This is a genomic window from Streptomyces sp. NPDC055013 (assembly GCF_053608645.1).
Window position 1 is genome coordinate 61,753 of sequence record NZ_JBSGVW010000002.1, and the last position, 26,551, is coordinate 88,303.

A 26,551-nucleotide genomic window follows, 5' to 3' on the forward strand; every position below is an offset into this window, starting at 1 on the left:
GGCATGGATGTTCAGGTGGAGGTCGCCCGGGAGGCGAGCGCTGAACTCGTGGCCGCCTTCGCCCGGCTGCTGCCGCAGCTGTCCCGGAGCGCGGAGCCCCTCGACCTCGCGGCGGTCGACCGCATCGTGAGGTGCGAGACGAACACCGTGCTCGTCGCTCGGGCGGACGGCGAGATCGTCGGCACGCTGACCCTCGTACGGATTCCCGTGCCGTCCGGACTACGCGCCCGGATCGAGGACGTGGTCGTCGACGGGGCCGCGCGCGGTCACGGAGTCGCGGGGCTGTTGATGCGTGAGGCGGTCCGGCTCGCCCGGGAGGCCGGGGCACGGACCGTCGATCTCACCTCGCGGCCGGACCGGGCCTCGGCGAACAGGCTGTACGAACATCTGGGATTCGCGGCGAGGCGCTCGACGGTGTACCGGATGCCGCTCGACGGCTGACTGCCGTCCACGGCGCCCGCGGTGCCGCCCGACGACCGACCGTCAGGACGCCACCAGCTCCCGTACCTCCGCCACCGGCGCCCGCCGCACGCGCGACGGCCGGTTCCGGTACAGCCACAGGATGTCCCGGCCGAACGACCAGATCAGCGCCGCCAGCGCCGTCGCGGTGACCGCGAACGTCGCCAGGTACGGGAAGAGGCCGGACGCGGCCATGAGCAGGAACACACCCTGCACCGCGGCGACCGTCTTGCGGGCCGTGCTCGGCGGGAGCGCGGCGTTCAGCCACGGCCAGACGCGGGCTGCGGCGACGAAGCCGTAGCGCATGGCGCCGATGAGGAGCACCCAGGGACCCAGCGACATCGAGACGTACACGCTCAACACCAGGATGAGGAACGCGTCCACCTCCATGTCGAAGCGTGCGCCCAGGGCGGTCGACGTGCCCGTACGGCGGGCCACCTTGCCGTCCACGCCGTCGAGGATCAGGGCGACCGCCGTCAGGCCGACGAACAGCGTCACCGGCGGTGAACTCTGGAACGAGTCCGCGACCAGCGCCGTGACGCCGCCCACCAGCGTCGCGCGGCCGAGGGTGACCCGGTTCGCCGGACCGAAGGATCGGAGCCTGGATCGGTGCAGGGCCAGCGAGAGCAGCGCCCAGGTGGCGATGGCGAAGACGAGGCCGGTCAGCCAGCCCGCCGGCCCCATGCCGATCGCCGAACCGAGCAGGGCCAGCAACAGGATCTGCACGCCCGCTCCCACAGCGGTCTCCTGCTGGACCAGCCTCGCGTCGTAAGTGTTGTTCAGGGCCACCGCACATTCCTCCGGCCGGATGACAGAGTCGATCAAGGCCGCGTACTGTGCGCGACCTGTGCACACCTCGGTACGTGCACGGCTTCACGATCGTTCAGGAGGATTCCGATGAACCGCGCCGCACGTGCGTTCTGGCTCAGCTCTCCGGGTGAAGGAGAGATCCGGGAGGTCACCCTTCCGGAGCCGGGCGAGGGCGATGTGCTGGTGCGGTCGCTGTACTCGGGAGTCAGCCGGGGCACGGAGACGCTCGTGTTCCGCGGTGGGGTTCCGGAGAGCCAGTACGCGGCCATGCGGGCGCCTTTCCAGGAGGGCGATTTCCCCGCACCGGTGAAGTACGGCTATCTCAGCGTCGGGGTGGTCGAGGAGGGGCCGACGGCACTGGTCGGCCGTACTGTCTTCTGCCTGTACCCGCATCAGACGCGGTACGTCGTTCCCGCGAGCGCCGTCACCCTCGTACCGGACACCGTGCCCGCCGAACGGGCCGTCCTCGTCGGCACCGTCGAGACCGCCGTCAACGCGCTGTGGGACGCCGCGCCCCTGGTCGGTGACCGGATCGCCGTGGTCGGCGGCGGCATGGTCGGCTGCTCGGTGGCAGCCCTGCTGGCCCGCTTCCCGGGTGTGCGGCTGCAGTTGGTCGACGCAGATCCGCGCCGGGCCGAGATCGCCGCGGCTCTCGGCATCGCCTTCGCCACGCCCGACGAGGCGCTCGGCGACTGCGACCTGGTCGTCCATGCCAGCGCCACCGAGCAGGGCCTCGCCCGGTCGCTCGAGCTGCTCCGCCCCGAGGGCACGGTCGTCGAACTCAGCTGGTACGGCGACCGGACGGTCGGCCTGCCGCTCGGCGAGGCCTTCCACTCCCGGCGGCTCGTCATCCGCAGCAGCCAGGTCGGCACCGTCTCCCCGGCCCGCAGCGCCAGCCGTACGTACGCCGACCGGCTCGCCCTCGCCCTCGACCTGCTCGCCGACCCGGCCCTCGACGCGCTCGTCACCGGGGAGAGTGCTTTCGCGGAGCTGCCCGAGGTGATGCCGAAGCTCGCCTCCGGGGAGATTCCGGCGCTATGTCACCGTGTCAGGTACTCCGGCACGCCGTGACAGGACTCGGACACGCCCTGACGGACTCGTTCAAGTCGGGACGACAAGAGCGCCTGACCTGAGAAAAGAGTGAGAGACGGCTGAACAACGGGAAGCGAAGAGCCGTACTACACGGCATCCCCGGCAGCCGATCGGCGGGGATGAGGAGCGCACCGCACCTGGAGGGTCGTCCGTTGTTCAGCATCACCGTCCGCGATCACATCATGATCGCCCACAGCTTCCGCGGCGACGTCTTCGGACCCGCGCAGCGCCTGCATGGAGCGACGTTCCTGGTGGACGCCACATTCCGGCGCGAGCAGCTGGACGACGACAACATCGTCGTCGACATCGGTCTGGCCACACGGGAACTGGGAGCCGTCGTAGGTGAGCTGAACTACAGAAACCTCGACAACGAACCCGACTTCGCCGGGGTCAACACCTCCACCGAGTTCCTGGCCAAGGTCATCGCCGACCGGCTCGCCGAGCGGATCGAGAAGGGTGCGCTCGGCGAGGGCGCCAAGGGCCTCGCGGGCCTCACGGTCACGCTGCACGAGTCGCATGTCGCATGGGCGAGTTATGAGCGTGCGCTGTGACCGACGTGACCCTGGAGAAGGCCGTCGCCGTGGAAAAGGCTCCGGAGAAGTCGGAGAAGGTGGCACTCGGCTATGTGCCCGTGCAGCACTCCGCCCTGAAGAACGCCGAGATCATCCCCATGTCCCTGCGCTCCGTGCACTTCGTGATGCCGGGCGGCGTCGACGACGCGTCCGCGCCGAGCGGCGGCAACGCCTATGACCGGCGGGTGAGTCTGGATCTGCCCGGCTTCGGCTGGCAGGTGCACAAGCACGCGGTGGACGGCAGCTGGCCGCTCCCCGGTGCGGCGGACCGCGCCGAACTCGCGCGCACACTGCGGGAGTTCCCCGACGGGACCGTCGTCCTGCTGGACGGGCTGGTCGCCTGCGGGGTACCCGAGATCATCGTCCCGGAGGCGGAGCGGCTGAACCTCGCGGTCCTCGTCCATCTGCCGCTCGGCGACGAGACGGGACTGGAGCCCGCCGCCGCCACGGAGCTGGACGCCCGGGAACGCACGGTGCTGCGGGCCGTTCCCGCAGTGATCGCCACCAGCGACTGGGCCGTCCGCCGCCTCGTCTCCCACCACGGCCTCGCGCCCGACCGGGTCCATGTCGCCGCCCCCGGCGCCGACATCGCCCCCCTCGCGTCCGGCACCGACGGCGTGTCCCGCCTCCTGTGCGTGGCCGCAGTGACACCCCGCAAGGGACAGCACCGGCTGGTCGAGGCACTGGCGTCGGTGACCGACCTGCCGTGGAGCTGCGTCTGCGTGGGCCCGCTGAATCAGGACCCCGAGTACGTGGCCGAACTGCGGTCCCTGATCGCGAAGCACGGGCTCGAGGACCGGCTGGTCCTTGCGGGCCCGCAGTCCGGCGCTGAACTCGACGCCAGCTACAACGCCGCCGACCTGATGGTGCTCACCTCCTACGCCGAGACGTACGGCATGGCGGTGACGGAAGCACTCGCGCGCGGCATCCCGGTGCTCGCGACGGACGTCGGCGGACTGCCGGAGGCGGTCGGCCGGGCCCCCGACGGCGGTGTCCCCGGCATCCTCGTCCCGCCGGAGAACCCCGCCGCGATCGCCGCCGAACTGCGCGGCTGGTTCGGGGAGGCGGACGTACGACGCCGACTGAAGGCGGCTGCCCGGGGACGCCGGGCCGCCCTGAACGGCTGGGCCGGCACGGCCCGCAGCCTGGCCTCGGTACTGGGCCGACTGCCGAACGAACCCCGGAGGGTCGCATGAGGGACACGGCAACGGCACAGAGCGGAGGGGCGATTCCGGCCCAGCCGGGACCGCGCGATCCCGCACCGCAGAGCGGGGTCGTTTCGGCGGAGGGCGCGATGGACGGCGTATCCGTACCGGCGGCACCTGACGCGGACGCCGTGATCCTCGGGGCCGGGCCCAGCCTCGGTCCCGGCGAGCGGGCGACCGTGCGGCTCAGGGACGCCGGGTCGGACGACCCGCCCCGTTACGCCCCGGAGTGGCTGGAGCTGCGGGAAGGCGCCGACGCCGTCGCGCGGGCGCACGACTTGCTCGACCCGCTGCGGATCCGGCTCGCCAACCTGCCCGGACGGGCCGGAGTGGTGATTCACGACGTCGGCTGCGGCACCGGCTCCATGGGCCGCTGGCTGGCGCCCCACCTGGACGGCGCCCAGCACTGGGTCCTGCACGACCGCGACCCCTACCTCCTGCACTTCGCCGCCGTGGCCTCCCCGCGCTCGTCCGCGGACGGCAGCCGGGTCACCGTCGAGACGCGCCGCGGCGACGTCGGCCGCCTCACCCCGGACAGCCTCGCCGGCGCCTCGCTGGTGACCGCCTCCGCACTGCTCGACGTCCTCACCCGCGAGGAGGTCGACACCCTCGCCGCCGCCTGCGCGGGCGCGGGCTGCCCGGCACTGCTGACACTCTCCGTCGCCGGCCGCGTCGAACTCACCCCGTCCGACCCGCTGGACCAGGAGATCGCGGAGGCGTTCAACGCCCACCAGCGGCGTTCGGGGATGCTGGGCCCGGACGCGATCACTGCGGCGGCGGAGGCATTCTCCGAGCACGGCGCGACCGTCCAGGTGCACCCGAGCCCCTGGCGGCTCGGCCCCGACGAGTCCGCGCTCACCTCCCAGTGGCTGCGCGGCTGGGTCGGCGCCGCGGTCGAGCAGCGCCCCGACCTGCGCGAGCGCGCCGACCGCTATCTGCAGGACCGCCTCGCCGCCTGCCAGGCGGGCAAGTTGAGTGTCGTGGTCCACCACAGCGACCTGCTGGCACTGGTGCGACCGACAGGCGCAGCGTCATGAGCGTGGAGACGGTGGCCGGGGCCCGCGTCACGCGACCCGGCGCCAAGGCGCGAGAACGGCGAGTGAAGGCGTTGGCCGTGAACGGGCCCGTCTTGGTTCCGGAGGCGGGCCCTGCCACCAGACTCGGCACCCGGCCCGAGGCGCAGCCGGGCCGGCCCCGCCTGCGCACCCGCCTGGCCCGTCTCAACACCCCCGCCGTCCGCACCCATCTGGGCACGGTCGTCGGCGTCGCCATCCTCGTCGCGCTGTTCTGGCGGCTCGGTACCGGTGTCTTCCTCGACGGGCTGCGCCGGATCGATGCGACGGCGCTGGTCGCGGCGCTCGGGATCGGGCTCGTCACCACCGTGTTCAGCGCGTGGCGCTGGCAGCTGGTGGCACGCGGGCTGCGGATCAGGCTGCCGCTCGGGCCGGCCGTCGCCGACTACTACCGCGCCCTCTTCCTCAACGCCGCCCTCCCGGGCGGCGTCCTCGGCGATGTGCACCGGGCGGTGCGACACGGGCAGAGCGCCGGTGACATGGGCCGCGGTGTCCGTGCGGTCGTCCTCGAACGGACCGCCGGCCAGGTCGTCCTCGCCGTCGTCGGCGCCGTCGTGCTGCTGACCATGCCGTCCCCGGTGCTGAACGAGGCCCGCGACCTCACGCCGCTCATCCTGCTCGCCGCCGTGGGCACGCTCGCCGTCGTGGCCGCCCTGCGCATGAACCGCGCGCCGTCCCGCCGCGAGCGGTCCAGGCCGACGGCCGTGCGTACGACTCTCGGTGAGGCCCGCGAGGCCCTGCTGTCCCGCCGCAACGGTCCGGGCGTCGCCGTGTCCTCCGTCGTCGTCCTCGCCGGCCACATCGCGATGTTCGTGCTCGCCGCGAGGATCGCCGGTTCCGCCGCCTCCGTGGCCGCCCTGCTGCCGCTCGCCGTCCTGGCCCTGCTCGCCATGGGCGTGCCCCTGAACGTCGGTGGGTTCGGTCCCCGCGAGGGCGCCACCGCCTGGGCGTTCGGCGCCGCCGGGCTCGGCGCCGACACCGGACTGGCCGTCGCCGTCGTGTACGGCGTCCTCAGCTTCGTGGCCGCCCTGCCCGGCGTCCTCGTCCTCGTCGCCCGCTGGTACACCGGCCTGCGCACGGACTCCGGGTCCGCCGCAGCCGTAGCGGACCCCGAGCCCAGCCGCTATTTTCGTGCGTCTCCCGTGTCCCGTACGGAATCGTCCGCGGAGGTCAGCAGTGACACATACGCGCCGAAGGAATCCGCGAGGCTCGCCAGCAGGCGCTTCCCCTTTTCCGCAGAACCCAGCGAAGGGCGGCCTATGACACCCGAATCGGTATAGGCGGACATACCGAGGGTGAGTAGCTGACGGCGGTCGTCCGCCACGAAATCGGAAGTCTCATAACCGGGTCGGATCAATTCGGGATGAGTGTGCAGAAGGATGGAGGTCTCAATTTCCCCCGCGTGCATGTCGGTGAGCAGCGAGGTCTCCACCCCCGCCCGCTCCCGTGCCGCCTCCCAGTCCTCCGGGGCCGGGAACAACGCCATTCGCTCACCGCGCGCGGAGGACTCCTGAACGACATTGCCCAGTACGTAGTTCCCGCCGTGCCCGTTGACCACCACCAGGGCGTCGACACCGGACCGGCGGAGCGAAGCCGCTATGTCCCGTATCACCGCATGAAGGGTCACGGAGGAGATGCTCACGGTCCCCGGCCAGGCCGCGTGCTCGTGCGAGCAGGAGATCGTCACCGGCGGAAGGAGGTGCACCGGATGTGCGGCGGCTATCTCGCGCGCGATGGCGCAGGCCACGAGCGTGTCGGTCGCCAGCGGAAGGTACGGGCCGTGCTGCTCGAAGCTTCCGACGGGCAGGACCGCGACCTGTCGTGAGACGCCCGCGCCCCGCGTCCGTACGTCCTCGGTGGTGTCCGCCGGCACCAGCGAGTGTGCCGCCGGCCGCGTCTGCGAATCACTCATCTTTTCCGGCCTTTCGTCTCTGCTTAGGAACTGAAGAATCATGACAGATAAAATTGGCGTCCTCGGCAAGAAGTCCGCTCAGCGGACGCAGCGTTCCGGCGTGGAACGCGTGGTGAATGCCCCCTTGCCCACCGTGTACGGGGAATTCCGTGCGATCGGCTACCTCGACCACGACCGCGGTGACGAGCAAGTGGCCCTGGTTTACGGCGAGATAGGCGCGGAGAGCGTCCTCACCCGACTGCACTCCGAGTGCCTGACCGGCGACGCCTTCGGATCCCAGCACTGCGAATGCGGCGACCAGCTGGCCTCCGCGCTGCGCGCCGTCGTCGCCGAGGGGAGCGGCATCGTCGTCTACCTGCGGGGCCACGAGGGCCGCGGCATCGGGCTGCTCGGCAAACTGCGGGCGATGGCCCTGCAGGCGGAGGGCCTGGACACCGTCGAGGCCAACCTCGCGCTCGGCCTGCCCGTGGACGCCCGCGACTACGGCGTCGCCGCCGGGATCCTGCACGACCTGGGCGTGAACAGCGTCCGCCTTATGTCGAACAACCCGCGCAAGCGCGACGCGTTGCTGCGGCACGGCATCGAGATCGCCGAGCAGGTCCCGCTGCTGATCCCGCCGTGCGAGAACAACATCACCTACCTGCGCACCAAGCGCGAGCGCCTCGACCACCACCTGCCCCATCTGGACGCGGTGGCGCACCTGTCCTGATTGCCGCGCGGCCCATCCGGACAGGAAGAGGGAACGACCGACGACTTCCCGGAAGGTGGGCCCGTGAACATGCGTGCGAGTGTCGTCGTCATCGGCGGCGGTGTGATGGGGACCAGCATCGCCTACCACCTCGCCCGTGCGGGGGTCCGGGACGTCGTCCTCGTCGAGCGGGACGAACTGGCGTCCGGGTCCACGTCCAAGGCGGCCGGGGGCGTGCGGGCGCAGTTCTCCGACGAGCTCAACATCCAGCTCGGGGCACGCAGCCTGGAGGCGTTCGGCCGGTTCGAGGACGAGACCGGCCACGACATCGGGCTGCACCGGGTCGGCTATCTGTTCCTGCTGTCCACGCCGGAGGAGGTCGCCGGCTTCGAGGCGGGCGTCCGGCTGCAGAACGCCCTCGGCGTACCGAGCCGCATGATCGACCCCGCCGAGGCGCAGCGGCTGTCCCCGCTGATCACCACCGACGGACTGCTGGCGGCCGCGTTCTCGCCGGACGACGGCCACTGCACCCCCGAGTCCGTCGTCCACGGCTACGCGTCCGCCGCCCGCGAGCACGGGGCGCGGCTCTTACGCCACAACGACGTCACCGGCATCGAACTGCACGGCGACCGGATCACCGCCGTGACGACGACCATCGGGCGTATCGCCACCGACACGGTGATCTGCGCGGCCGGCCCCTGGTCCCGCACGATCGGGGCGATGGTCGGCGTGGACCTGCCCGTGGTGCCGCTGCGCCGCCAGATCGCGGTAACCGAACCGGTCACCGGACTGCCGCCGCAGCTGCCCATGACGATCGACTTCACCACCAGCCTCTACTTCCACACCGAGGGCCCCGGCCTCCTCCTCGGCATGTCGGACCCCGACGAACGCCCCGGCTTCGCCACCGACACCCACGACCGCTGGATCCCCCGCCTGACCGAGGCCATGGAGCACCGTGCCCCCGCCCTGCTCGACCTGCGCCGCACCGGAGGCTGGGCGGGCCTGTACGAGGTCACGCCGGACCACAATGCGCTGATCGGTGAGGCGACTTCCGTATCCCGTTTTCTGTATGCGACCGGCTTCTCCGGCCATGGCTTTCTGCAGGGACCGGCCGTCGGCGAGGTCATCCGTGACCTGTACCTCGGCCGCGTACCCTTCGTGGACGTCAGCCCCTTGAGTGCCGGCCGGTTCATGGCCGACGCCCCGCGCCCGGAGGCCAACCGCGTATGACCGATCTCCATCTGTGGCTGCGCCACGAGGTCCGTCCCACCGAGCGACGCACTCCGATCGTGCCGGCCGACGCACGTCGGCTCGTCGAGAGCGGGGTGACGCTGACAGTCGAGGTGTCCCCGCAGCGGATCTTTCCCGTCGAGGAGTACGAGCCGGTCGGCTGCCGGGTCGCGCCCGCGGGCTCCTGGGTGTCGGCGCCCGATGAGGCCGTGGTCGTCGGGCTGAAGGAACTCCCGGACCGGCCCGGCGAGCTCACCCACCGGCACATCTGCTTCGGCCACGCCTACAAGCAGCAGCCCGGCGCCGAGGACCTGCTGCGCCGGTTCGCCCGCGGCGGCGGCGTCCTGCTCGACCTGGAGTACCTGGTGGACGACGACGGCCGTCGCCTCGCCGCCTTCGGCTTCTGGGCGGGCTATGTCGGCGCCGCCCTCGCCGTCCTCCAGCACCGCGGGAAGCTCGTCACGCCGCTCACCCCGACGTCGAAGGAGGAGCTGGACGTGACCCTGCAACCCGCCCCCGACGACGAGGAGTTCACCGCGCTCGTGATCGGTGCACTGGGCCGCAGCGGCCGGGGCGCACGCCTCGCGCTGATGACCGCAGGCGTCGAGGCGGCCACGCCCTGGGACCTCGCCGAGACCCGTGACCTGGACCGCCCGGCCCTGCTCGCGCACGACGTGCTGGTCAACGCCGTCCTCGCCACCACCCCGATCCCGCCCTTCCTGCGCGAGCAGGACCTCGACGACCCCGCGCGCCGGCTGCGCACCCTCTGCGACGTCACCGTCGACGTCGGCTCCCCCCTGAACGTCCTGCCGATCTACGACCGCACCACCGACTGGACCGACCCCGTGCGCCGGCTGCGCAAGGAGCCCCCGCTCGACCTGATCGCCATCGACAACCTGCCCTCCCTGCTGCCCCGCGAGTCCAGCACCGACTTCTCGGCGGCGCTGCTGCCCCAGCTGCTGGACTTCGGGACGGGCGGGCCCTGGGGACGCTGTCGGGACCGGTACCACCAGGCGTGCCGCGAACTCGGCATCGCAGAACCAGAAGGGGAGTACCGCCATGGCTGACAGCTCCGCACGGGTGCCCGCGAGCGGCACCGTCCACTGGGTCGGCGCCGGGCTGTCCACCGGCAGCGGTCTGGCGCGGCTGTGCGACACGGCCGACCGGGTACGGCTGTGGCACCGCACCGCGGACCGCGCCGCCGACGCCCTGGCCGGGCTGGGCCTCACCGGACGCGCCGAGCCCCGCGCGTACACGCTCCCCGCGCTCACGGCCGAACTGGCGCCGGGCGATGTGGTCGTATCGATGCTGCCGGCACCCGAGCACGCCGGGCTGCTGGCGGCCTGCATCCGGGAGCAGGCGCACTTCGCCTGCTCCAGCTATGTGTCGGACGCCGTCGTCGAACAGGTGGCCGCGGCTGAAGCGGCCGGGCTCGTCGTCCTCACCGAGGCCGGCCTCGACCCGGGCATCGACCACCTCTTCGCCCACTGCCTGGTCGGCCGCGCCCGGGTGGCCGTCGGTGACGACACGGCAGCCTCGTACAGCCTCACCTCGTACTGCGGCGGTGTCCCCGCCGTCCCGAACGACTTCAGGTACCGCTTCAGCTGGGCGCCCGCCGGGGTTCTCAACGCCTTGCGCGCACCGGCCCGTTACCTCAAGGACGGTGCCGAGACCGTCGCCGAGCGGCCGTGGGAGGTGACGCGGCGGCATGTCGTCGACGGGGAGGCGTTCGAGGTCTACCCCAACCGCGACAGCGTTCCGTTCGTCGAGCAGTACGGGCTGCCGCCCGCGTGGAAACCGCAGACCTTCGTGCGGGGCACCCTGCGGCTGGAGGGCTGGCTGCAGGCCTGGGACGCCGTGTTCGAGGAGCTGAAGACCGGCGACGACGCCCGAATCGCCGCCCTGGCAGGGGAGTTGGCGGCGACACATCCCACCACGGACGCCGACCGGGACCGGGTCGTCCTCGCCGTGTCGCTCGATGTGCGTGGCGGGGGCGGGCAGAGCTGGTCCGGCAGTTACCTGCTGGACCTGGTGGGGGACGCGGAGGAGAGCGCCATGGCCCGCTGTGTGTCCCGCCCTCTCGCCCTCGGCGTCCGGCACATCCTGGACGGCTCCCTGCCGGCGGGCCTGAACCGCGCCGCCGAGACGGCGGCCCGCTCGGAGGAGTGGCTGCGTGAACTCGCCCTGGAAGGAGTGGAGTTCACCCTGCGTGTGGACCGGTGACCGGCGGCTCAGCCTTCCGTGACGGCCTCGTGCACGAGCCGCTTGAGGTCCTGGAACATCGTGTGCGAGGTCTTCGGCCGCACCTGGGTCATGAACTGCACCGTCAGATCGCGGCCGGGGTCGACCCAGAACGTGGTGGTCGCCACGCCGCTCCAGCCGTATGTGCCGAGGCCGGCCGGAGCCCTCGTACGGGTCGGGTCGATCACCACGGAGACGCCGAGGCCGAAGCCGAGGCCGTCGTTGCCGGGCTCGTCATGGGCGGGGCGGCTGCCGAAGGACCGCAGGTCGGCGCCGCCCGGGAGGTGGTTGGACGTCATCAGGTCCACGGTCCCGGGGCTGAGCAGACGGGTGCCGTCCAGTTCGCCGCGGCGGCGCAGCAGTTCCATGAAGCGGTGGACGTCGTGCGCGGAGGCCGCCATGCCGCCGCTGCCGGACAGGAAGCGGGGCCGGCCGTGCAGCGGGAGGCCGGGGATCGGCTCGATGCCGCCGTCCTCGGTCTCGCCGTACAACTCGGAGAGCCTGTCCGCCTGTTCGCCGCTCACGCAGAACCCTGCGTCGGTCATCCCGAGCGGCCGGAAGATCCGCTCGGCGAAGAACTCGTCGAGCGGCTGCCCGGACACCACCTCGATGACCCGGCCCAGGACGTTGGAGGCGACCGAGTAGTTCCACTGCGTCCCCGGCTCGAACTGCAGCGGCAGGCTCGCGTACACGTCGACCGTCCTGGCCAGGTCGGAGCCGGGCAGCACCGCCGACTCCAGGTTGGCGTCGCGGTAGAGGGCGTCGACGGGATGCGTACGGTAGAAGGCGAAGGTCAGCCCTGCGGTGTGGGTCATCAGATGCCGGACGGTCAGCGGCCCGTCGGCCGGCCGGGTCACCGCGTCGGCGCCGGATCCGCTCACGTACACCCGGGGCTCGGCGAAGGCGGGCAGATGGCGGCCGACCGGGTCGTCGAGCGACAGCTTTCCCTCCTCGACCAGCAGCAGCGCGGCCACCGACGTGACCGGCTTGGTCATGGAGTAGATCCGCCACAGCGTGTCCGGCTCGACGGGGAGCCCGGCCGCGACGTCCCGGTGGCCGTGCGTGGTGAGGTGGGCGACGCGTCCGCGGCGGGCGACGGCCACCAGGTAGCCGGGTATCCGCCCCTCGTCGACGTAGTGGGCGAAGCACTGGTCGAGGCGGTCCAGCGCCTTCGCGTCCAGCCCGACCTCACCCGGGTCGACCTCTTGTCTCAGCAGTGCCATCGCTCTCCTCCGGATACGAACGACGAGGTGCGGTCCGGCATACCCAGCCGGAACGGCCTCAGACTCATCGTCGCGCAGGAACGCGTGTACGGTCCCGTGATTGGCCATGATCGTCGATCGTGGCGCCCTCCCGCCCCGGCAGCCCCCGGCCCAGCGCCGCACCGGACAGGGCGAGGGCGGCGAGGACAGCGAGCGGCAGCTCAGGGCCATCGCCGGTCCCCATCAGGGCGGTCGCGGCGGCCACGCCCAGCACCGGTCCGACGTTCATCGCGGTCTGCTGGAGCCCGCCTGCCACACCGGCCGCCTCGACGGCCGCCTCGCGTACGACGACATGGGTCGCCGCCACCATCACCGTGCCGAACCCGGCCCCCACCAGGGCGAACCCGGCGCACAGAGCGGCGGTGGCGCCCGCGGCCGAGAGCGCGAGGATCCCGAGTGCGAGCAGCGCCATCGCGGCCACGGTCGTACGGCGGGCTCCGGCCCGGCGCAGCAGCACCGGGCAGGTGGCCGCCGCGAGGACCATCAGCAGGGCGAGCGGCAGACTGACCAGCGCGCTGTGGAACGCGTCCATGCCGAGCGTGTCCTGCAGCAGGAACGTGCCGACGAACAGCGCGCCGGACAGCGCCGCGGACGCGGCCACCAGCATGCCGAGCGCCGAGCCGACCGCCGTCGACCCGATGACGTCCGGCGGCAGCAGCGGGCTCGCGGCGCGGCGCTCGTGCCGGACGAAGAGGGCACCCGTGACGGCGGCGGTGGCGGCGGTCCAGCCCCATCCCGGCAGCGCGACGAGGGCGTGGACCAGGCAGGCCAGGGTCACCGCGAGCAGTAGGGCGGCGGGTAGGTCGAGCCGGGCGGGGGAGGTGGTGCGCGGGGGCCGCCGGACGGCGAGGGCGAGCACGCCGAAGACGACGGCGGGCGCGACATTCAGCAGGAACACCGCCCGCCAGCCCGGCCCCGCCACCAGCGCGCCGCCCAGCACCGGCCCGGCAGCGGCCGCCGCCCCGATCGCGGCGGTCCGCACGGCGATCGGCTTCCGCAGCCGGTCGGGCGGGAAAGCGGCCCGCAGCATCCCGAGCGTGGCCGGCTGAAGCAGCGCCCCGAACACCCCCTGCGCGACCCGCAGCCCGATCACCCATCCGACGCCGGGCGCCAGCGCGATACCGGCCGACGCGGCCCCGAAGCCGAGCATCCCGATACCGAAGAGCCGATGGTGCCCGTACCGGTCACCGAGCCGCCCGGCGAACACCAACAGGCTCGCCACCGCGATGAGATAGCCGGTGCTGGTCCACTGGACCTGTGCGAAGGAGGCGCCCAGGTCGCGTTGCAGGGCGGGCTGGGCGACGGTCAGGACGGTGCCGTCGAGTGCGACGATCACGGCTCCGACGATGCCGGCGGCGAGGGTGAGACGCGGGTTCACGCGCGCTCCGCCCCGAGGTGGGAGTCCAGGGCCGACCGCAGCAGGGGTACGAAGTCGTCCGCACCCGTGGCGAGTTGGAGACTGCCCCAGCCCCACAGCTGGGCGATGCCGTGCAGGTTGGCCCACAACGCCCCCGCGACGAGACGGGGGTCTGCGTCGGGGCGCACCCGGCCGACGAGATCCACGAGTCGGCCGAAGAGGGGGAGGCTGGTGTCCCGCAGCCCCAAGTGGCCGCTCTCCAGCAGATCATGACGGAACATCAGCTCGTACATGCCGCGGTTGCCGAGCGCGAACTCCAGGTAGACGCGGCCCAGTGCGGTCAGCTGCTCCCGCGGTGTCGTCGGGCCGTCGCTGTTCACCGCCGCGGCATCGGCAGCCGTCGCCCGCTCCGCCAGCTCGCCGAAGCCGCGGCGGGCGATCGCCGAGAGCAGCTCCAGGTGGGTGGGGAAGTAGCGGCGCGGCGCGCCGTGCGAGACGCCTGCCCGGCGGGCGATCTCCCGCAGGGTGAGCGCCTGCACGCCCTCCCGCGCCACGAGTTCCACCCCGACGTCGACCAGCCGGGCCCGCAGCCCCGTATCGGATTCCTGCTCGGGCAGAGACATAGACAGTGTCTACCATGACCGAGTAGACAGTGTCTACGGCGAATGCCGGAATGCCCGGGCCGCCCGACAGGGTTGATGGAGGCATGACTCAGAACGCCACGCACCACGCACTGCTCACGCTGCTCTCCGAGGGTCACGGCGGGGTGCTGGTCACCCTCAAGCGCGACGGGCGGCCGCAGTTGTCGAACGTCAGTCACGCCTACTACCCCGACGAGCAGCTCATCCGCGTGTCGATCACCGACGGCCGCGCCAAGACCCGCAATCTGCGCCGGGATCCCCGGGCGTCGTACCACGTCACGAGCCCCGACCGGCGGGCCTACGTCGTCGCCGAGGGCACGGCCGACCTGGCGCCGGTCGCACAGGAGCCGTACGACGCCACGGTCGAGGAACTCGTCCGCCTCTACCGGGACGTCCTGGGCGAGCACCCCGACTGGGACGACTTCCGGGCGGCGATGGTCCGGGACGGGAGGCTCGTGCTGCGGTTGCGGGTGGAGCGGGTGTACGGCATCCCCAAGGGGACCAACCGGGGCTGAGCGCCCGTCAGCGCATGGCGGGTGTCGGGGGCGCGGACGCCTCCTTCACCCAGGTCTCCAGGCACATCACGAACTCGGTGGCGTGATCGGCCCAGTTGAGGTCCGACAGCGCCGCCTCCCACCCCTGCGTGGCCGTACGCAGGCGCAGTTCCCGGTCGGTGCGCAGGCGTCGCACGGCCGCTGCCGCCGAAGCGGGATCGCCGTAGGGGACGACGAGGCCGCTGCCGTAGCGTTCGACCAGGTCGGTCGCCAGGGGCGTGGGTGTGGTGACGACGGGGACGCCGTGGGCCATGTACTCCACGACCTTGGTGGGCCGTGAGTGGCGGTAGTTGGGCTGGTCGTGCAGGAGGGACAGGCCGGCCAGGGCGCCGGAGAGCAGGCCGAGGGCGCGGTCGTTGGGCAGGTAGCCGTGCCAGCGCAGTACGCCGTCCCGGTCGGCCTCGGTGAGCGCGCCCCGCACCTCGGGGTCCGCCGCGCCGATCACCTCGACGCGGACGTCCGGACCCAGCAGCCGTGCCGTTTCGATGAGTTCCAGAGCGCCGCGAGCCCGCGACAGGTGCCCGAGGTAGACGACCCGGTCGTCGCCCGGCGGCTCGGGGGGTTCGGGCGGCACCGTCGCGAGGTTCCCCACCACGGGGTGGGGGTGCCGGAAGCGCTGCTGGTAGCCGTCCTCGGCGAGCAGCAGCCGCAGATGCCGTTCCGCCAGTCGCTCCACGGCCCGTACGGCCAGCCGCAGCGGCGGCCGTAGGGGCCCTGGCACCCAGCGTTTCATCACCAGTGCCGCCGCCGTGTCCTCGTGCACGTCCCACACGGTGACGGGAGCGCGTCCGCCGCGTCGCCAACGCCGCAGGGTGCCGGGCAGCGCGAGCAGCAACTCCGGGTCGTGCAGCAGGACGACATCCGCCTTGGGCCCCCGCTGGGCTAGCAGGGTGCGGGCCGCGCGCAGGGCCGCACGGCGGTCCCGGCCGGCGGCCCGGGGCAGGTCCACGCCCTCGACATACGGTCGCGGTGTCATCTCCCGGGCCGCGAACGGGGCCGCGTACACGACCCGGTGGCCGCGCTGCCGCAGGGCGGCGATCTCCCGGTGCAGGATCCGCGCGTCCTCCGGGTGGTGGACGACGGTGACGACGAGTATCCGCATCAGAGCACCTTTCGACGCAGGCGACGGTCACAGCACCTCGACGTCGGGCCGGAAGATCCGTCCCCGCGTGTCGAACAGCATCCGGGCCCCGTCGCCCAGGGCCGGCAGGTCGTAGGCCGAGTGGTCCTGGAGCAGGATCGTCAGGTCGTGCTCGCGTGCCGCCGCCATGACGTCGTCCACCCGCGGGACGCTCGCCCCGTCCACGGACCACACCCGCACATGCGGGTCGTGGAACGCGACCACGGCCTGCCGCTCCCGCAGCAGCCGCGCCACCGGCACCGCCGGCGACTCCCGCTGGTCGGCCACGTCCGGCTTGTAGGTGACGCCGAGCAGCAGCACCCGGGAGCCGTGCAGCGGTCGGCCGGCGGTGTTGAGGAGGTCCTGGGCGCGGCGCACCACGTACTCCGGCATCCGCCGGTTGATCTCCTGGGCGAGCTCCACGAAACGGAACTCGTAGCCGAGCGAGGAACGCACCTTGTACGACAGGTAGTTGGGGTCGATGGGGATGCAGTGCCCGCCGACCCCCGGACTGGGCCGGAACGCCTGGAAGCCGAACGGCTTCGTGCCGGCGCAGCGGATCGCGTCCCACAGGTCGACGTGCAACTCGTGGCTGATCACGGCGAGTTCGTTGACCAGGGCGATGTTCACATGCCGGTAGGTGTTCTCCAGCAGCTTGGCCATCTCGGCCTCGCGGGTGCCCTTGGCCTGGACGACGGTGTCGACGAGCTTGCCGTAGAAGGCGACCGCGCGCGCCGCGCAGGACGGTGTGCAGCCGCCGACCACCTTCGGCGTGGTGCGCAGCCCGTGCGCGGTGTTGCCGGGGTCGATGCGCTCGGGCGAGAACGCCAGCGCGACGTCGACGCCGACGCGCAGCCCGGACTCCTCCAGGAGCGGGCGTACGACCTCCTCGGTGGTTCCCGGATAGGTGGTCGACTCCAGCACGATCAGCTGTCCGGGCCGCAGCCGGTCCGCCACCGTCCGCACGGCGGAGGTGACCGCGGCCAGGTCGGGCCCGCCGTCCTTGCCGAGCGGCGTCGGCACACAGATCACCACGGTCTGCGCACTGGCCAGGCAGTCCTCGTCCGTGAACGCGCTGAACCCGGCCGCCCGCATCCGGCGGACGTCCTCGTCGGAGACGTCGTCGACATGGGAGTGCCCGGTGTTGAGCGCTTCCACGACCCGGGGGTCGCGGTCCAGCCCGACCACCCTCAGGCCGACCGACGCCGCCTCCCGCGCGAGCGGCAGTCCGACGTAACCCAGCCCGATCACCGCCAGATCCACGTGATCGGGCCGTTCTGCTTCCCCGAGCGGTTCGCTCTCTTCCCCGAGCGGTCCGGTCTGTTCGACCTGCATGGGACTCACCCCGCATCAAGGCCTTGCGTCAAGGCGTCGCATCAAGGCTGCCCAGAGCGCGGTACGCCTCACGGGTTGTGGCGGCGACGCGCTTCCAGGTGCGGTCACGCGCGACCGTCGCGCGGGCGGCTGCTCCCCACTCAGTTCGCCGTTTTCGACTGTAAAGGAGTATTTCAATCTCATCAGCCCAGGAATATGGTGATTCAGGCTTGATCAGCCTTCCGTTCACCTCCGGTTCGACCAGTTCTCGCAGTGCGGTGAGATCACTCGCGGCCACCGGAACACCGCTCGCCATCGCCTCGACCGGCTTGAGCGGGGTCACCAGATGGCAGACGCGCTCGTCGGTGCGTGGCACGGCGAACACGTCCAACACCGCGTGGAATTCGCGCACTTGAGCGTGCGGCACCCGGCCGGTGAACAGGACGACCCCGTCGGCGAGGCCCAGCCGGGCGGCAAGTCGCTCCAGCGCGGGGCGCTCCGGGCCGTCGCCGACGATCAGCAGTCGCAGCGGGACTCCACGCCGGATCAGCTCTTCACCCGCATGGAGCAATGTGCCGATGCCCTCGAGCGGGGTGAGGCTGCTGACCGTGCCCACGACGAACTCGTCCGGCGCGATGCCGAGCCGGGCGCGCACGGGTGCCCCGTCCGGCGGTGGGGCCAGGAAGTCGTCGGCGACGGCGTTGGGTGCGATCAGCACCCGCTCCTCGGGCACCCCGCGGTCCACGATCTCGGCCTTCATCGCCTCACCCAGCGTCAGCACCAGGTCGGCCTCGCGCATGCAGGTCGTCTCCAGGGCGCGTCGCGTCCGGTACGTCTCGTCGTCCCGGCTGCGGCCCGGCCTCTGCGTCAGCCATGTCTCCTCCAGAAAGCCCCGCACCTCGTAGACCACCGGCAGCCCGTACGTCTCCCGCAGGGCGAGCGCCACGCGCCCGTTGCCGTGGTCGGACGCGGCATGCAGCACCGCGGGCCGCAGCCGCTCCACCAGCCGCGCCGCCAGCTCGGCGTTGCCGGCCAGCAACGCGGCCTGCCCGTACGGCAGCCATGGCGGCAGAAGTCGGTGCTGCGGGACGCCGTTCACGCGCTGTGACGGGCGGGCGTCCAGGACCCCCTGGGTCACGGGAAAGCCGATCCGGGTCACGACCTGCGGGTCGAGGCCGGCCGCCAGCTGGGCCTCGGCGAGCTTCTGCGTGCGCACGGTGTAGCCGGCGTGCCGGAACGGCAGCCCGTTGGTGACCAGATGGAGCACCCGGCCCGGCACGGGAGGGAACGACCGCCCAGCGGGCGCGGGCACCCGCCCGGGAGCAGGAGCCCCGGCCGGCCCCACGGCCAGTGCACGCCCGGCCAGCCACCGTTCGATCGGCCGCAGTCCCCGCCGAGCACGCCCCGGCACCAGCCGCACGGCAAGCAGCGCCGCCCGCACAGGATCCTGACGCAGCTCGCCAACCGCCACGGAGACGGCCAGACTGATGGCCCGGGGAATATAACGAACATAGCGAGACATATCGTCAAGGTAGGCCGCAACGCCGTCCACGGCCCACCAACCTCACTGGTCCGACGACACCGGCCGCGAGGGAGCCGAAGGGGCGCGCCTGTGTTGAGGGGGCGAACGCGCGGAGGCCCGAAGGGTCGAGCACGATCGCCCCCTCAACACAGGCTGAGGCGCCCCGTAGGCGACCGAGCCAACAACACGGAGGCAACCATTGAACGGCTGCGTACTCCACGTGGTCGGCACTCGGCCGAACTTCGTCAAGGCCGCGCCGGTCGTCGCCGCTCTCGGCGCGGCGGGCTGCGACCAAGTGCTCGTGCACACCGGCCAGCACTACGACGAGCGGATGTCGGACATCTTCTTCCGGCAACTCGGCCTGCCCGAACCCGACACCGACCTCGGCGTCGGCTCCGGCAGCCACGCCCGCCAGATCGCCGACCTGCTGGTGGCCCTGGAGGCCGAACTGACCGCCCGCTCGCCCGCGCTGGTCACGGTGTACGGCGACGTGAACTCGACGCTGGCCGCCGCGCTCGTCGCCTCTCGTCTGGGCGTCCCGGTGGCGCACGTCGAGGCCGGGCTGCGCAGCTTCGACATGGCGATGCCCGAGGAGACCAACCGGCGGCTGGTCGACCAGCTGGCGGAGCTGTTGTTCGTCACGAGCCCCGAGGCCGTCGGCCACCTCGCGCGCGAGGGGATCGCCGCCGAGCGCGTGCACTTCGTCGGCAACCCGATGATCGACACCCTGCTCACCCATCTGGACCATTTCGACCCCACGGTCGCCCGAACGGCCCATCGACTGCCCGAGCGCTACGGCGTCGTCACCCTGCACCGGCCCGCCAACGTCGACGACCCGCAGGCCGCCGCGGCCGCCGCCCGTGTCCTGACGGAGGCGGCCCGACACCTGGACCTGGCCGTACCGCTGCACCCGCGTGGCCGGGCGGCGCTGAGTGCGGCGGGCCTCGCGGACGCACCGGGCATCCACCTCCTCGACCCGCTCGGCTACGTCGAGTTCATGAGCCTCGTGCGGGGAGCCGCCGCGGTGATCACCGACTCGGGCGGCGTGCAGGAGGAGACGACCGTTCTGGGTGTCCCGTGCCTGACCCTGCGCACGACGACCGAACGCCCCGTCACCGTCTCCCACGGCACCAACCGCCTTGTCACACACGGGGAGTTGGTGCCCGCGCTGCGCAAGGTGCTGGACGGCGGGGGAGCCGCGGCGAACGAGGGGCCACCTCTATGGGACGGCCGGGCGGGCACCCGTATCGCCCGGGTGCTCACGGCATGGCTGGAGCGTCATGGCTGACGACACGCGCACGCACGACGACATGCCGCCGTACGAGGGATCACGGCCGTACGACGGAGCACGCCCGCACGACGACATGCGGCCGTACTGGGACGCCCGGCACGCCGAACACGACGAGCTCGCGTCCGGCGGGCACATCGGACTGGACCGTTCGGGCAACGAGATCTTCTACGCCCAGCGGCTCGGCACCCTGCTCACCCTCGTCGGTGACCTGTCCAGCCCCGCCGCCCCGCTCTTCGTGCTCGACGCCGGCTGCGGCAAGGGGTACTTCGCCCGTGCCCTGTCCCGGTGCGGCCATCGGGTGGACGCCTTCGACACGAGTCCAACCGCCGTGGAGTACGCCCGCGCGGAGGGCGGCGGCCCGCGCTACGCCGTCGCCGCGCTCGACGAGTGGCGCAGTCCGTGGCCGTACGACATCGTTGTCTGCGTGGACGTCCTGTTCCATGTACTGGACGACCAGGCGTGGGCGGCCGGTCTGCGCAACATGGCCTCCCTCATCCGCGTTGCCGGCCGCCTGATCGTCACCGAAGAGGACACCGCCGATCGCACGACGCGCGGCGACTACATCGTGCACCGCCCGACCGCCGCCTACCGCGCCGAACTCGAGCCGCTCGGCCTGCGGCACACCCTCTTCAGGCCGTACGGCTTCCGGGAGAACCGGGTCGGCTTCCACGTCTTCACGAGGACCCGCTGATGCGTCTGACCGACCTGCTCCATCCGCACCTCGACGGCGTCACGACGGTGGTGGACGCGACCCGAGGCGCGCTGAATCTGGAGCCGTATCTGCACCTGCCCCCCGGTGTCGCCCTGCGCGGCGACGACGAACGACCCGTCACCGCAGGTGAGTTGGCGCTGCTGTCGTACGGACCCCGAGCCGAGCTGCACGGCGGTGAGGACGCCGTTCGTGCGGTGCTGGCACGGATGAGGCCCGGTGCACGCGGGCTGATCGTGTTCGGCCACGGCGGCTCCGAACTGCCCTACCACCGGCTCCTCGACCATCTGGTGACCCACCGCTGCCAGGTCCTGCGCGCGGCACCCCTCGACTACGTCCATCTGCACGTCGGCGCGGTCGTCGCCCGCACCGACGAGCTCCTGCCGCCGCACGACTTCTTCGGCCGGCCCGTGCCGTCCGACGGCCATGCCACGGCCCTGCGGATCGCCGACGAGTACGTCTTCGCCGACCTGGCCTCCCGGTCCCTGCGTGCCCGGGTGCTGGACCTGGAGCGGACCGTCGAGGAGGCGGAGCACGCGCGGGCCGCCGCCGGGCAGGACGGGCTCGCCGAGCGGCTCGCCGCCGCCGTACGGGAGAAGGAGCAGCTGGCCGCCGCGCTGCGTGCCGCCCGCGACCGGGTCGGCGTACTGCAGGCGCGCGTGGCCATGCTGGAGGGCTCGACCTCGCTGAGGGTCGGAAAGGCGCTGGTGTCGGCCGCGCGCTCGCCGAAGCGGGGCGCGGCCCGGCTGCCGGGGGAGCTGTACGGACTGTGGCGCGGGCGGCGCCGCACGGCCGGGCAGGCGCCGGCCGACGCGCCGCAGACCCGGACCGAACCGGACGTGCCTGTCGACGACCGGTTCCACCTCGCGTACCGCGCCCTGACCTCGGCGCCCCGTGACCGCCTCGTCGTCGCCGGGATCCTCACGCCCGCCACCGCCGAGGACTTCGCGGCGGATGCGGTCGTCAACCGGCTGCTGCCCCATGACGGACGACTGCTCGTACAGCGCACCGACCCCGACGTGCTCGTCGTGCAGCTGAGCGCCTGCACGGGCGACGGTCCCTGGTGGCTCACCGGCACCGGACTCGCCCCCGACCTGGACCGCACCCTCGCCGAACTCCTCGCCGAACAAAGGGTGCTGGGCCGGTCGGCCGTGCTGTGGCGGGACGGTCCGGCCTCCGCCGCGCCCGGCCTCGCGCGGCTCGCCTGGGACGCGGTCATCGACACCGACACCGGTGTACGCCTCGCCCGGCTGGACCCGGCCGCGGAGGGCAGGGAACGGCTGCGCGAGGTGTTCCGCGAGGACAGCACCCGGGTACGGCTGTCGCAGCTGGCGCGGCTCGCCGGTGCCCCCGATCCGCTGGACGAGCGGCACGTCGCCGTGCTGGCCGCGCCCCGGGACCACACCGATGTCGCCCGGCTCGTCGGGCAGGTGCTCGGCCAGCTGCACCGCCCGGTCGAGGTCGTCGTACCCGATGAGACGGGCCTGGACGAACTCACCGCCGCCGGAGTGACCGTACGCCGGGGGCAGCCCCGGGCGTCCTGGGTGGCCGACTGGACGGACCTCACCGAGGACCGGCCGGACACGTTGCTGCTCGACCTGATGTGCGCCCAGGAGTACTCCGGCGCCGACGCGGTGGGCCACACGCCGGCCGCCGACGACTATGTCTTCGTACCGTCGCTGCGTCCGCTGCTGGTGCGCCGGGCGCTGCACATGTCCGATACCGGTCCCGGCAGTTGGGCGGCGCAAGGACACCGACTGTTCGCCGTGCGCGGGAAGGAGCCGTCATGAGCCGTACGCTGCGGGCGCTCGTCTACGGCGACGTCGACCTCAACCTCATCGACGGCTCCGCCGTGTGGGCCCAGTCGACGGTGCAGGCGCTGTCCCGGGCGGGCTGCGAGGCCCGGCTGCTCCTCAAGTCGCCCGTCCGCACGGGCCGGTTGACCGATCCGCTGGCCGAGCTGCCCCGGGTCACCCTGGTGCGCCCGCACGAGGAGCGGCTGCTGCCGGGACCGGCCGACCGGCCCATGTCGCCGGTGCAGGCCTCGCAGGTGCTCACCCGGCTCGACGAGGAGGACCCCTGCGACCTGCTGGTGCTGCGCGGCCGGCGGCTGGTCACACGGGTCGTGGCCGACGGCGTGTTCGACGGGCGGATCTGGGCCTATCTCACCGACATCCCGCAGTCCGCCGCCGAGATGACCGAGGCGGCCCGGGCGGAACTCGGCCGTATCGCCGAAGCCTCGCAGCGGCTCCTGTGCCAGACCGAGGAGCTGCGCTGCTTCCTGGAGACGTGGGTGCCCGAGGCGTACGGCAAGTGTGTGCTGAGCCCGCCCGCCGTGCCCGAGCCGGACTTCCCGATGCCTGAACGTGACGCCCCGCACGATCCACTGCGGCTCGTCTACACCGGCAAGTTCGCGCCCCGCTGGAACACCCTGCCCATGACCCGGCTGCCGGAACTGCTCGCCCGGCGAGGCGTCCCCGCCGAACTGCACACCGTCGGGGACAAGATCCACGACGACCCGGGACACCCCGGCTTCCAGGACGCGATGGCGCGTGCGCTGGCCGGCACCCCCGGCGTCGTGCACCACGGCGGACAGCCCCGCGAGGAGGCCATGCGCATCGCGGCGGACTGCGACGTGGGCCTCGGCTGGCGGGACCCGGCGCTCGACTCCAGCCTCGAACTGTCCACCAAGGTCCTGGAGTTCGGCGCTCTCGGCCTGCCCGTGGTCCTCAACCGAACCCCGGCGCACGAGGCGCTGCTCGGCGCCGACTATCCGCTGTTCGTGTCCGGACGCGCCGAACTGGACGACGCCGCCGAAGCCGTCGCGAGGGTCGCGCGTGAGCCGGAGGCCCGGCGCCTGGCGGCCGACCGCTGCCGCGAGGCCGCCCGCCACCACACCCTGGACGGCGCGGCCGACCGCTGGCGGACCCACCTCGACCGCGCCTTCCCCGCCCCGCCCACCGCGGTGGCGGCCCGCCAACGGCCCTTGCGCGTCGGAGTCGCCGGGCACGACCTGAAGTTCCTCACCCGCCTGCTCGACCACTTCCGCTCGCTGCCCGGCCTGGAGGTGCGGGTCGACGCCTGGCCGGCGCTGTCCCGCCATGACCCGGACGCCAGCCGTGAACTCGCCGACTGGGCGGACGTGGTGGTCGTCGAGTGGTGCGGCCCGGCGGCCGTCTGGTACAGCCGCCACAAGCGGCGCGGCAGCCGGCTCGTCGTACGGCTGCACCGTTTCGAGCTGGACGCCGGGTGGCCCCGGCAGGTCGACATCGACGCCGTCGACCGGGTGGTGTGCGTCAGCCCGTACTACGCCCGCCGCACCCGCGAGCACACCGGCTGGCCCGCCTCCAAGGTCGTGGTCGTCCCCAACTGGGTGGACACCGAACAGCTGGACCGCCCCAAGGCGCCGGGCGCCCACCACCGCCTCGGCATGATCGGCATCGCGCCCAGCCGCAAGCGCCTCGACCTCGGCCTAGACGTGCTGGAGGCCCTGCGCGCCCGCGACCCGCGGTGGCATCTGTCGGTCAAGTCCAAGCCGCCCTGGGAGTACTGGTGGATCTGGAACAAGCCCGAGGAGCGCGAGCACTACGACGCCGTGCTGCGCCGTATGCAGACCTCGCCGCTGCTGGAGGGTGCCGTCGTCTTCGACGCGTTCGGCCCGGATGTGGCGGGCTGGCTGCGGCGGGTCGGACATGTGCTGTCCACCAGCGACGACGAGAGCTTCCACCTGGCGCCCGCCGAGGGGATGGCCTCCGGCGCCGTACCGTCGCTGCTGCCGTGGCCCGGCGCGGACGAGATCTACGACCGGCGGTGGATCCACGAACATCCCGAGGCGATGGCCGAGGCGATCGCGGGACTGGGTGAGGACGGCTGGCACTCCGCCGCGGAGGTGGCTCGCGCCCAGGTTCGGGAGGGGTTCTCGCTGGAGCGGGTTGCCGAGACCTGGACGGAGTTGTTGTGTGCGCCGCTGGAAGCTTTGTGACCTGTCTGCGGGTCGGTGGGGGTTGAGCGCGCAGTTCCCCGCGCCTCTGAGGGGCGCGACACCGCGGCGGGCTGTTCAGCGACCTGGTCCCGGGAGCCTCCACGGCGTCCCGGGACCAGGTGATGGTCAGGCCGCGACCTTCGTCGGCTGCGGGGCCTGCCCGGCCGCCCGCTCGCCCAGCAGCTCCGTCGGAACCTTCGCCGTCTCGCGGGCCGAGAGCGCGGCCACGACCGGCGGTACGCACAGGGCCGCCGTGAAGAGGGCCACCGCGGACCAGTCGTCGCCGTCCGGGCCGGCGATCTGCGCGGCGAAGGTGACCGCGAAACCGGCGACCGCGAAGCCGATCTGGGTGCCGATGGCCATGCCGGACAGGCGGACCCGGGTGGAGAACATCTCGCCGTAGAAGGAGGGCCACACGCCGTTCGCGGCGCTGTAGACCACCCCGAAGGCGACGATGCCCAGCAGCAGGGTCAGCGGGTAGGAGCCGGTCGAGATGGCCCACAGGTACAGGAACATCGTCACCGCGCTGCCGGCCGCGCCGACCAGGAACACCGGGCGGCGGCCGATACGGTCCGACAGCGTGGCCCACAGCGGGATCGCGGCCAGCGCGACCAGGTTGGCGAGGGCGCCCACCCACAGCATGGAGGACCTGCTCATCCCGACCGAGTCGCTGGTGGCGTACGACAGCGCCCACACCGTGAAGATCGTGCTGACCGAGGCGACCAGCGCACCGGCGATCACCCGCAGCACATCCGCCCAGTGCTCCCGCATCAGCACCGCGAGCGGCAGCTTGACGACGCCCTCGGCGGCGGCCTGCTGCTCGAAGGCGGGCGTCTCCTCGAGTTTGCGGCGGATCACATAGCCGACGACGGCGACCGCGATGCTCATCCAGAACGGCACCCGCCAGCCCCACGACAGCAACTGCTCCTCCGGCAGCGCGGCGATCGGGATGAAGACCAGCGTGGCCAGCAACTGCCCGCCCTGCGTACCGCTCAGCGTGAAACTGGTGAAGAAGCCGCGCCGGTGCGGTGGCGCGTGTTCCAGGGTCATCGAGTTGGCGCTGGCCTGCTCGCCCGCCGCCGAGATGCCCTGGAGCACCCGGCACAGCACCAGCAGGGCGGGCGCGAGGGTGCCGACCTGGTCGCGGGTGGGCAGACAGCCGATGAGGAACGTCGACACGCCCATCAGGATCAGCGTGAAGACCATGATCTTCTTACGCCCCAGCCGGTCGCCGAAGTGACCGAGGAACAGCGCGCCGACCGGCCGGGCCGCGTACGCCACACCGAACGTGGCCAGCGACAGCAGGGTGGCGGTCGCCGGGTCGGACTCGTCGAAGAAGACCTCGGGGAAGATCAGCGCGGCGGCGCTGCCGTAGATGAAGAAGTCGTAGTACTCGAGGGCGCTGCCGATCCACGCGGCGGTCGCGGCTTTCTTCGGTTGCCCGGGCGGGGCCTGGGGGACGGGGACGGACACGGCGTGCTCCTTCGAGGGGACTCCAACGTAAGCGGAGTGAGCGG

23 protein-coding genes and 1 pseudogene are annotated in these 26,551 nt (G+C 72.4%); 15 read left to right on the top strand and 9 right to left on the bottom strand.

What is annotated here, in order from left to right; all coding sequences use genetic code 11:
- Positions 1-3 precede the first annotated feature (3 nt).
- Entirely contained in the window at positions 4-441 is a 438-nt protein-coding gene (locus tag ACWGDB_RS02965) for a GNAT family N-acetyltransferase (protein WP_453820798.1), read from the top strand.
- A gap of 42 nt (positions 442-483) precedes the next feature.
- Here ACWGDB_RS02965 and ACWGDB_RS02970 read toward each other — a convergent pair whose 3' ends face one another.
- Positions 484-1,248, bottom strand: coding sequence for a CDP-alcohol phosphatidyltransferase family protein (locus ACWGDB_RS02970; protein ID WP_453821067.1), 765 nt, complete (start codon positions 1,246-1,248; stop codon positions 484-486).
- A gap of 108 nt (positions 1,249-1,356) precedes the next feature.
- Between ACWGDB_RS02970 and ACWGDB_RS02975 the strand changes: the two genes are divergently transcribed.
- From ACWGDB_RS02975 to ACWGDB_RS02995, 5 genes and pseudogenes are all read left to right on the top strand, one after another.
- Positions 1,357-2,340 carry a zinc-dependent alcohol dehydrogenase gene (locus ACWGDB_RS02975; RefSeq protein WP_453820799.1) on the top strand — a complete coding sequence of 328 codons (984 nt, stop codon included), beginning with the start codon at positions 1,357-1,359 and terminating at the stop codon, positions 2,338-2,340.
- 173 nt (positions 2,341-2,513) lie between these two features.
- Positions 2,514-2,912 carry a 6-pyruvoyl trahydropterin synthase family protein gene (locus ACWGDB_RS02980; protein WP_234768421.1) on the top strand — a complete coding sequence of 133 codons (399 nt, stop codon included), beginning with the start codon at positions 2,514-2,516 and terminating at the stop codon, positions 2,910-2,912.
- Complete coding sequence (locus ACWGDB_RS02985) at positions 2,909-4,129, top strand: glycosyltransferase family 4 protein (protein WP_453820800.1); 1,221 nt, start codon at positions 2,909-2,911, stop codon at positions 4,127-4,129. Before ACWGDB_RS02980 ends, ACWGDB_RS02985 begins: the two co-directional genes overlap by 4 nt.
- Complete coding sequence (locus tag ACWGDB_RS02990) at positions 4,126-5,175, top strand: class I SAM-dependent methyltransferase (protein ID WP_453820801.1); 1,050 nt, start codon at positions 4,126-4,128, stop codon at positions 5,173-5,175. Before ACWGDB_RS02985 ends, ACWGDB_RS02990 begins: the two co-directional genes overlap by 4 nt.
- Positions 5,172-6,188: pseudogene (locus tag ACWGDB_RS02995) on the top strand (lysylphosphatidylglycerol synthase transmembrane domain-containing protein); the annotation flags it as partial. The gene ACWGDB_RS02990 and the pseudogene ACWGDB_RS02995, both read left to right, overlap by 4 nt.
- A 146-nt stretch (positions 6,189-6,334) precedes the next feature.
- Here the strand turns inward: ACWGDB_RS02995 and ACWGDB_RS03000 are convergent.
- The gene (locus ACWGDB_RS03000; protein WP_453821068.1) at positions 6,335-7,123 is read right to left on the bottom strand and encodes a creatininase family protein; all 789 of its coding nucleotides are present in this window, start codon (positions 7,121-7,123) and stop codon (positions 6,335-6,337) included.
- Between the two features lie 40 nt (positions 7,124-7,163).
- On the opposite strand from ACWGDB_RS03000, the gene ribA reads away from it, so the two are divergent.
- The 4 genes from ribA (at position 7,164) to ACWGDB_RS03020 (ending at position 11,264) form a co-directional block, all read left to right on the top strand.
- Positions 7,164-7,832 (top strand): GTP cyclohydrolase II, encoded by a 669-nt coding sequence (ribA, locus tag ACWGDB_RS03005; RefSeq protein ID WP_453820802.1) that lies wholly within the window; start codon positions 7,164-7,166, stop codon positions 7,830-7,832.
- 69 nt (positions 7,833-7,901) lie between these two features.
- Positions 7,902-9,041, top strand: coding sequence for an NAD(P)/FAD-dependent oxidoreductase (locus ACWGDB_RS03010; protein ID WP_453820803.1), 1,140 nt, complete (start codon positions 7,902-7,904; stop codon positions 9,039-9,041).
- On the top strand, positions 9,038-10,108 hold the full coding sequence (locus tag ACWGDB_RS03015; RefSeq protein WP_453820804.1) for a saccharopine dehydrogenase: 1,071 nt from the start codon (positions 9,038-9,040) through the stop codon (positions 10,106-10,108). Before ACWGDB_RS03010 ends, ACWGDB_RS03015 begins: the two co-directional genes overlap by 4 nt.
- Complete coding sequence (locus ACWGDB_RS03020) at positions 10,101-11,264, top strand: saccharopine dehydrogenase family protein (protein ID WP_453820805.1); 1,164 nt, start codon at positions 10,101-10,103, stop codon at positions 11,262-11,264. The genes ACWGDB_RS03015 and ACWGDB_RS03020 overlap by 8 nt, the downstream gene beginning before the upstream one ends.
- 8 nt (positions 11,265-11,272) lie before the next feature.
- Here the strand turns inward: ACWGDB_RS03020 and ACWGDB_RS03025 are convergent, their stop codons facing one another.
- The 3 genes from ACWGDB_RS03025 to ACWGDB_RS03035 form a co-directional block, all read right to left on the bottom strand.
- Positions 11,273-12,505 carry a serine hydrolase domain-containing protein gene (locus ACWGDB_RS03025; protein WP_453820806.1) on the bottom strand — a complete coding sequence of 411 codons (1,233 nt, stop codon included), beginning with the start codon at positions 12,503-12,505 and terminating at the stop codon, positions 11,273-11,275.
- A 64-nt stretch (positions 12,506-12,569) separates the two neighbouring features.
- Entirely contained in the window at positions 12,570-13,922 is a 1,353-nt protein-coding gene (locus ACWGDB_RS03030; RefSeq protein ID WP_453820807.1) for an MFS transporter, read from the bottom strand.
- Positions 13,919-14,524: a TetR/AcrR family transcriptional regulator gene (locus ACWGDB_RS03035; RefSeq protein WP_453820808.1), complete on the bottom strand. Its 606-nt coding sequence runs from the start codon at positions 14,522-14,524 to the stop codon at positions 13,919-13,921. Before ACWGDB_RS03035 ends, ACWGDB_RS03030 begins: the two co-directional genes overlap by 4 nt.
- Before the next feature lie 83 nt (positions 14,525-14,607).
- Here ACWGDB_RS03035 and ACWGDB_RS03040 point away from each other — a divergent pair, with 83 nt between their 5' ends.
- Positions 14,608-15,057: a PPOX class F420-dependent oxidoreductase gene (locus ACWGDB_RS03040; RefSeq protein WP_453820809.1), complete on the top strand. Its 450-nt coding sequence runs from the start codon at positions 14,608-14,610 to the stop codon at positions 15,055-15,057.
- A gap of 7 nt (positions 15,058-15,064) precedes the next feature.
- Here the strand turns inward: ACWGDB_RS03040 and ACWGDB_RS03045 are convergent, their stop codons facing one another.
- From ACWGDB_RS03045 to ACWGDB_RS03055, 3 genes are read right to left on the bottom strand one after another with little or no spacing between them, the layout of a single operon-like run.
- Entirely contained in the window at positions 15,065-16,198 is a 1,134-nt protein-coding gene (locus ACWGDB_RS03045; RefSeq protein WP_453820810.1) for a glycosyltransferase, read from the bottom strand.
- Between the two features lie 27 nt (positions 16,199-16,225).
- Positions 16,226-17,551, bottom strand: coding sequence for a nucleotide sugar dehydrogenase (locus tag ACWGDB_RS03050; RefSeq protein ID WP_453820811.1), 1,326 nt, complete (start codon positions 17,549-17,551; stop codon positions 16,226-16,228).
- 28 nt (positions 17,552-17,579) lie between these two features.
- A complete protein-coding gene (locus tag ACWGDB_RS03055; RefSeq protein WP_453820812.1) occupies positions 17,580-19,082 on the bottom strand; it encodes a glycosyltransferase family 4 protein in 1,503 nt (500 codons plus the stop codon).
- A 190-nt stretch (positions 19,083-19,272) separates the two neighbouring features.
- Here ACWGDB_RS03055 and wecB point away from each other — a divergent pair, with 190 nt between their 5' ends.
- Genes wecB through ACWGDB_RS03075 form a run of 4 tightly spaced genes read left to right on the top strand, consistent with a single transcriptional unit; the run spans position 19,273 to position 25,034 of the window.
- Positions 19,273-20,340 carry a non-hydrolyzing UDP-N-acetylglucosamine 2-epimerase gene (wecB, locus tag ACWGDB_RS03060; RefSeq protein WP_453820813.1) on the top strand — a complete coding sequence of 356 codons (1,068 nt, stop codon included), beginning with the start codon at positions 19,273-19,275 and terminating at the stop codon, positions 20,338-20,340.
- Positions 20,333-21,034: a class I SAM-dependent methyltransferase gene (locus tag ACWGDB_RS03065; RefSeq protein WP_453820814.1), complete on the top strand. Its 702-nt coding sequence runs from the start codon at positions 20,333-20,335 to the stop codon at positions 21,032-21,034. Before wecB ends, ACWGDB_RS03065 begins: the two co-directional genes overlap by 8 nt.
- Positions 21,034-22,842 (top strand): hypothetical protein, encoded by a 1,809-nt coding sequence (locus ACWGDB_RS03070; protein WP_453820815.1) that lies wholly within the window; start codon positions 21,034-21,036, stop codon positions 22,840-22,842. Before ACWGDB_RS03065 ends, ACWGDB_RS03070 begins: the two co-directional genes overlap by 1 nt.
- Positions 22,839-25,034, top strand: a complete 2,196-nt coding sequence (locus ACWGDB_RS03075; protein ID WP_453820816.1) for a glycosyltransferase — start codon at positions 22,839-22,841, stop codon at positions 25,032-25,034. The genes ACWGDB_RS03070 and ACWGDB_RS03075 overlap by 4 nt, the downstream gene beginning before the upstream one ends.
- Before the next feature lie 126 nt (positions 25,035-25,160).
- Here the strand turns inward: ACWGDB_RS03075 and ACWGDB_RS03080 are convergent, their stop codons facing one another.
- Complete coding sequence (locus ACWGDB_RS03080) at positions 25,161-26,507, bottom strand: MFS transporter (protein WP_453820817.1); 1,347 nt, start codon at positions 26,505-26,507, stop codon at positions 25,161-25,163.
- Positions 26,508-26,551: the final 44 nt, after the last annotated feature.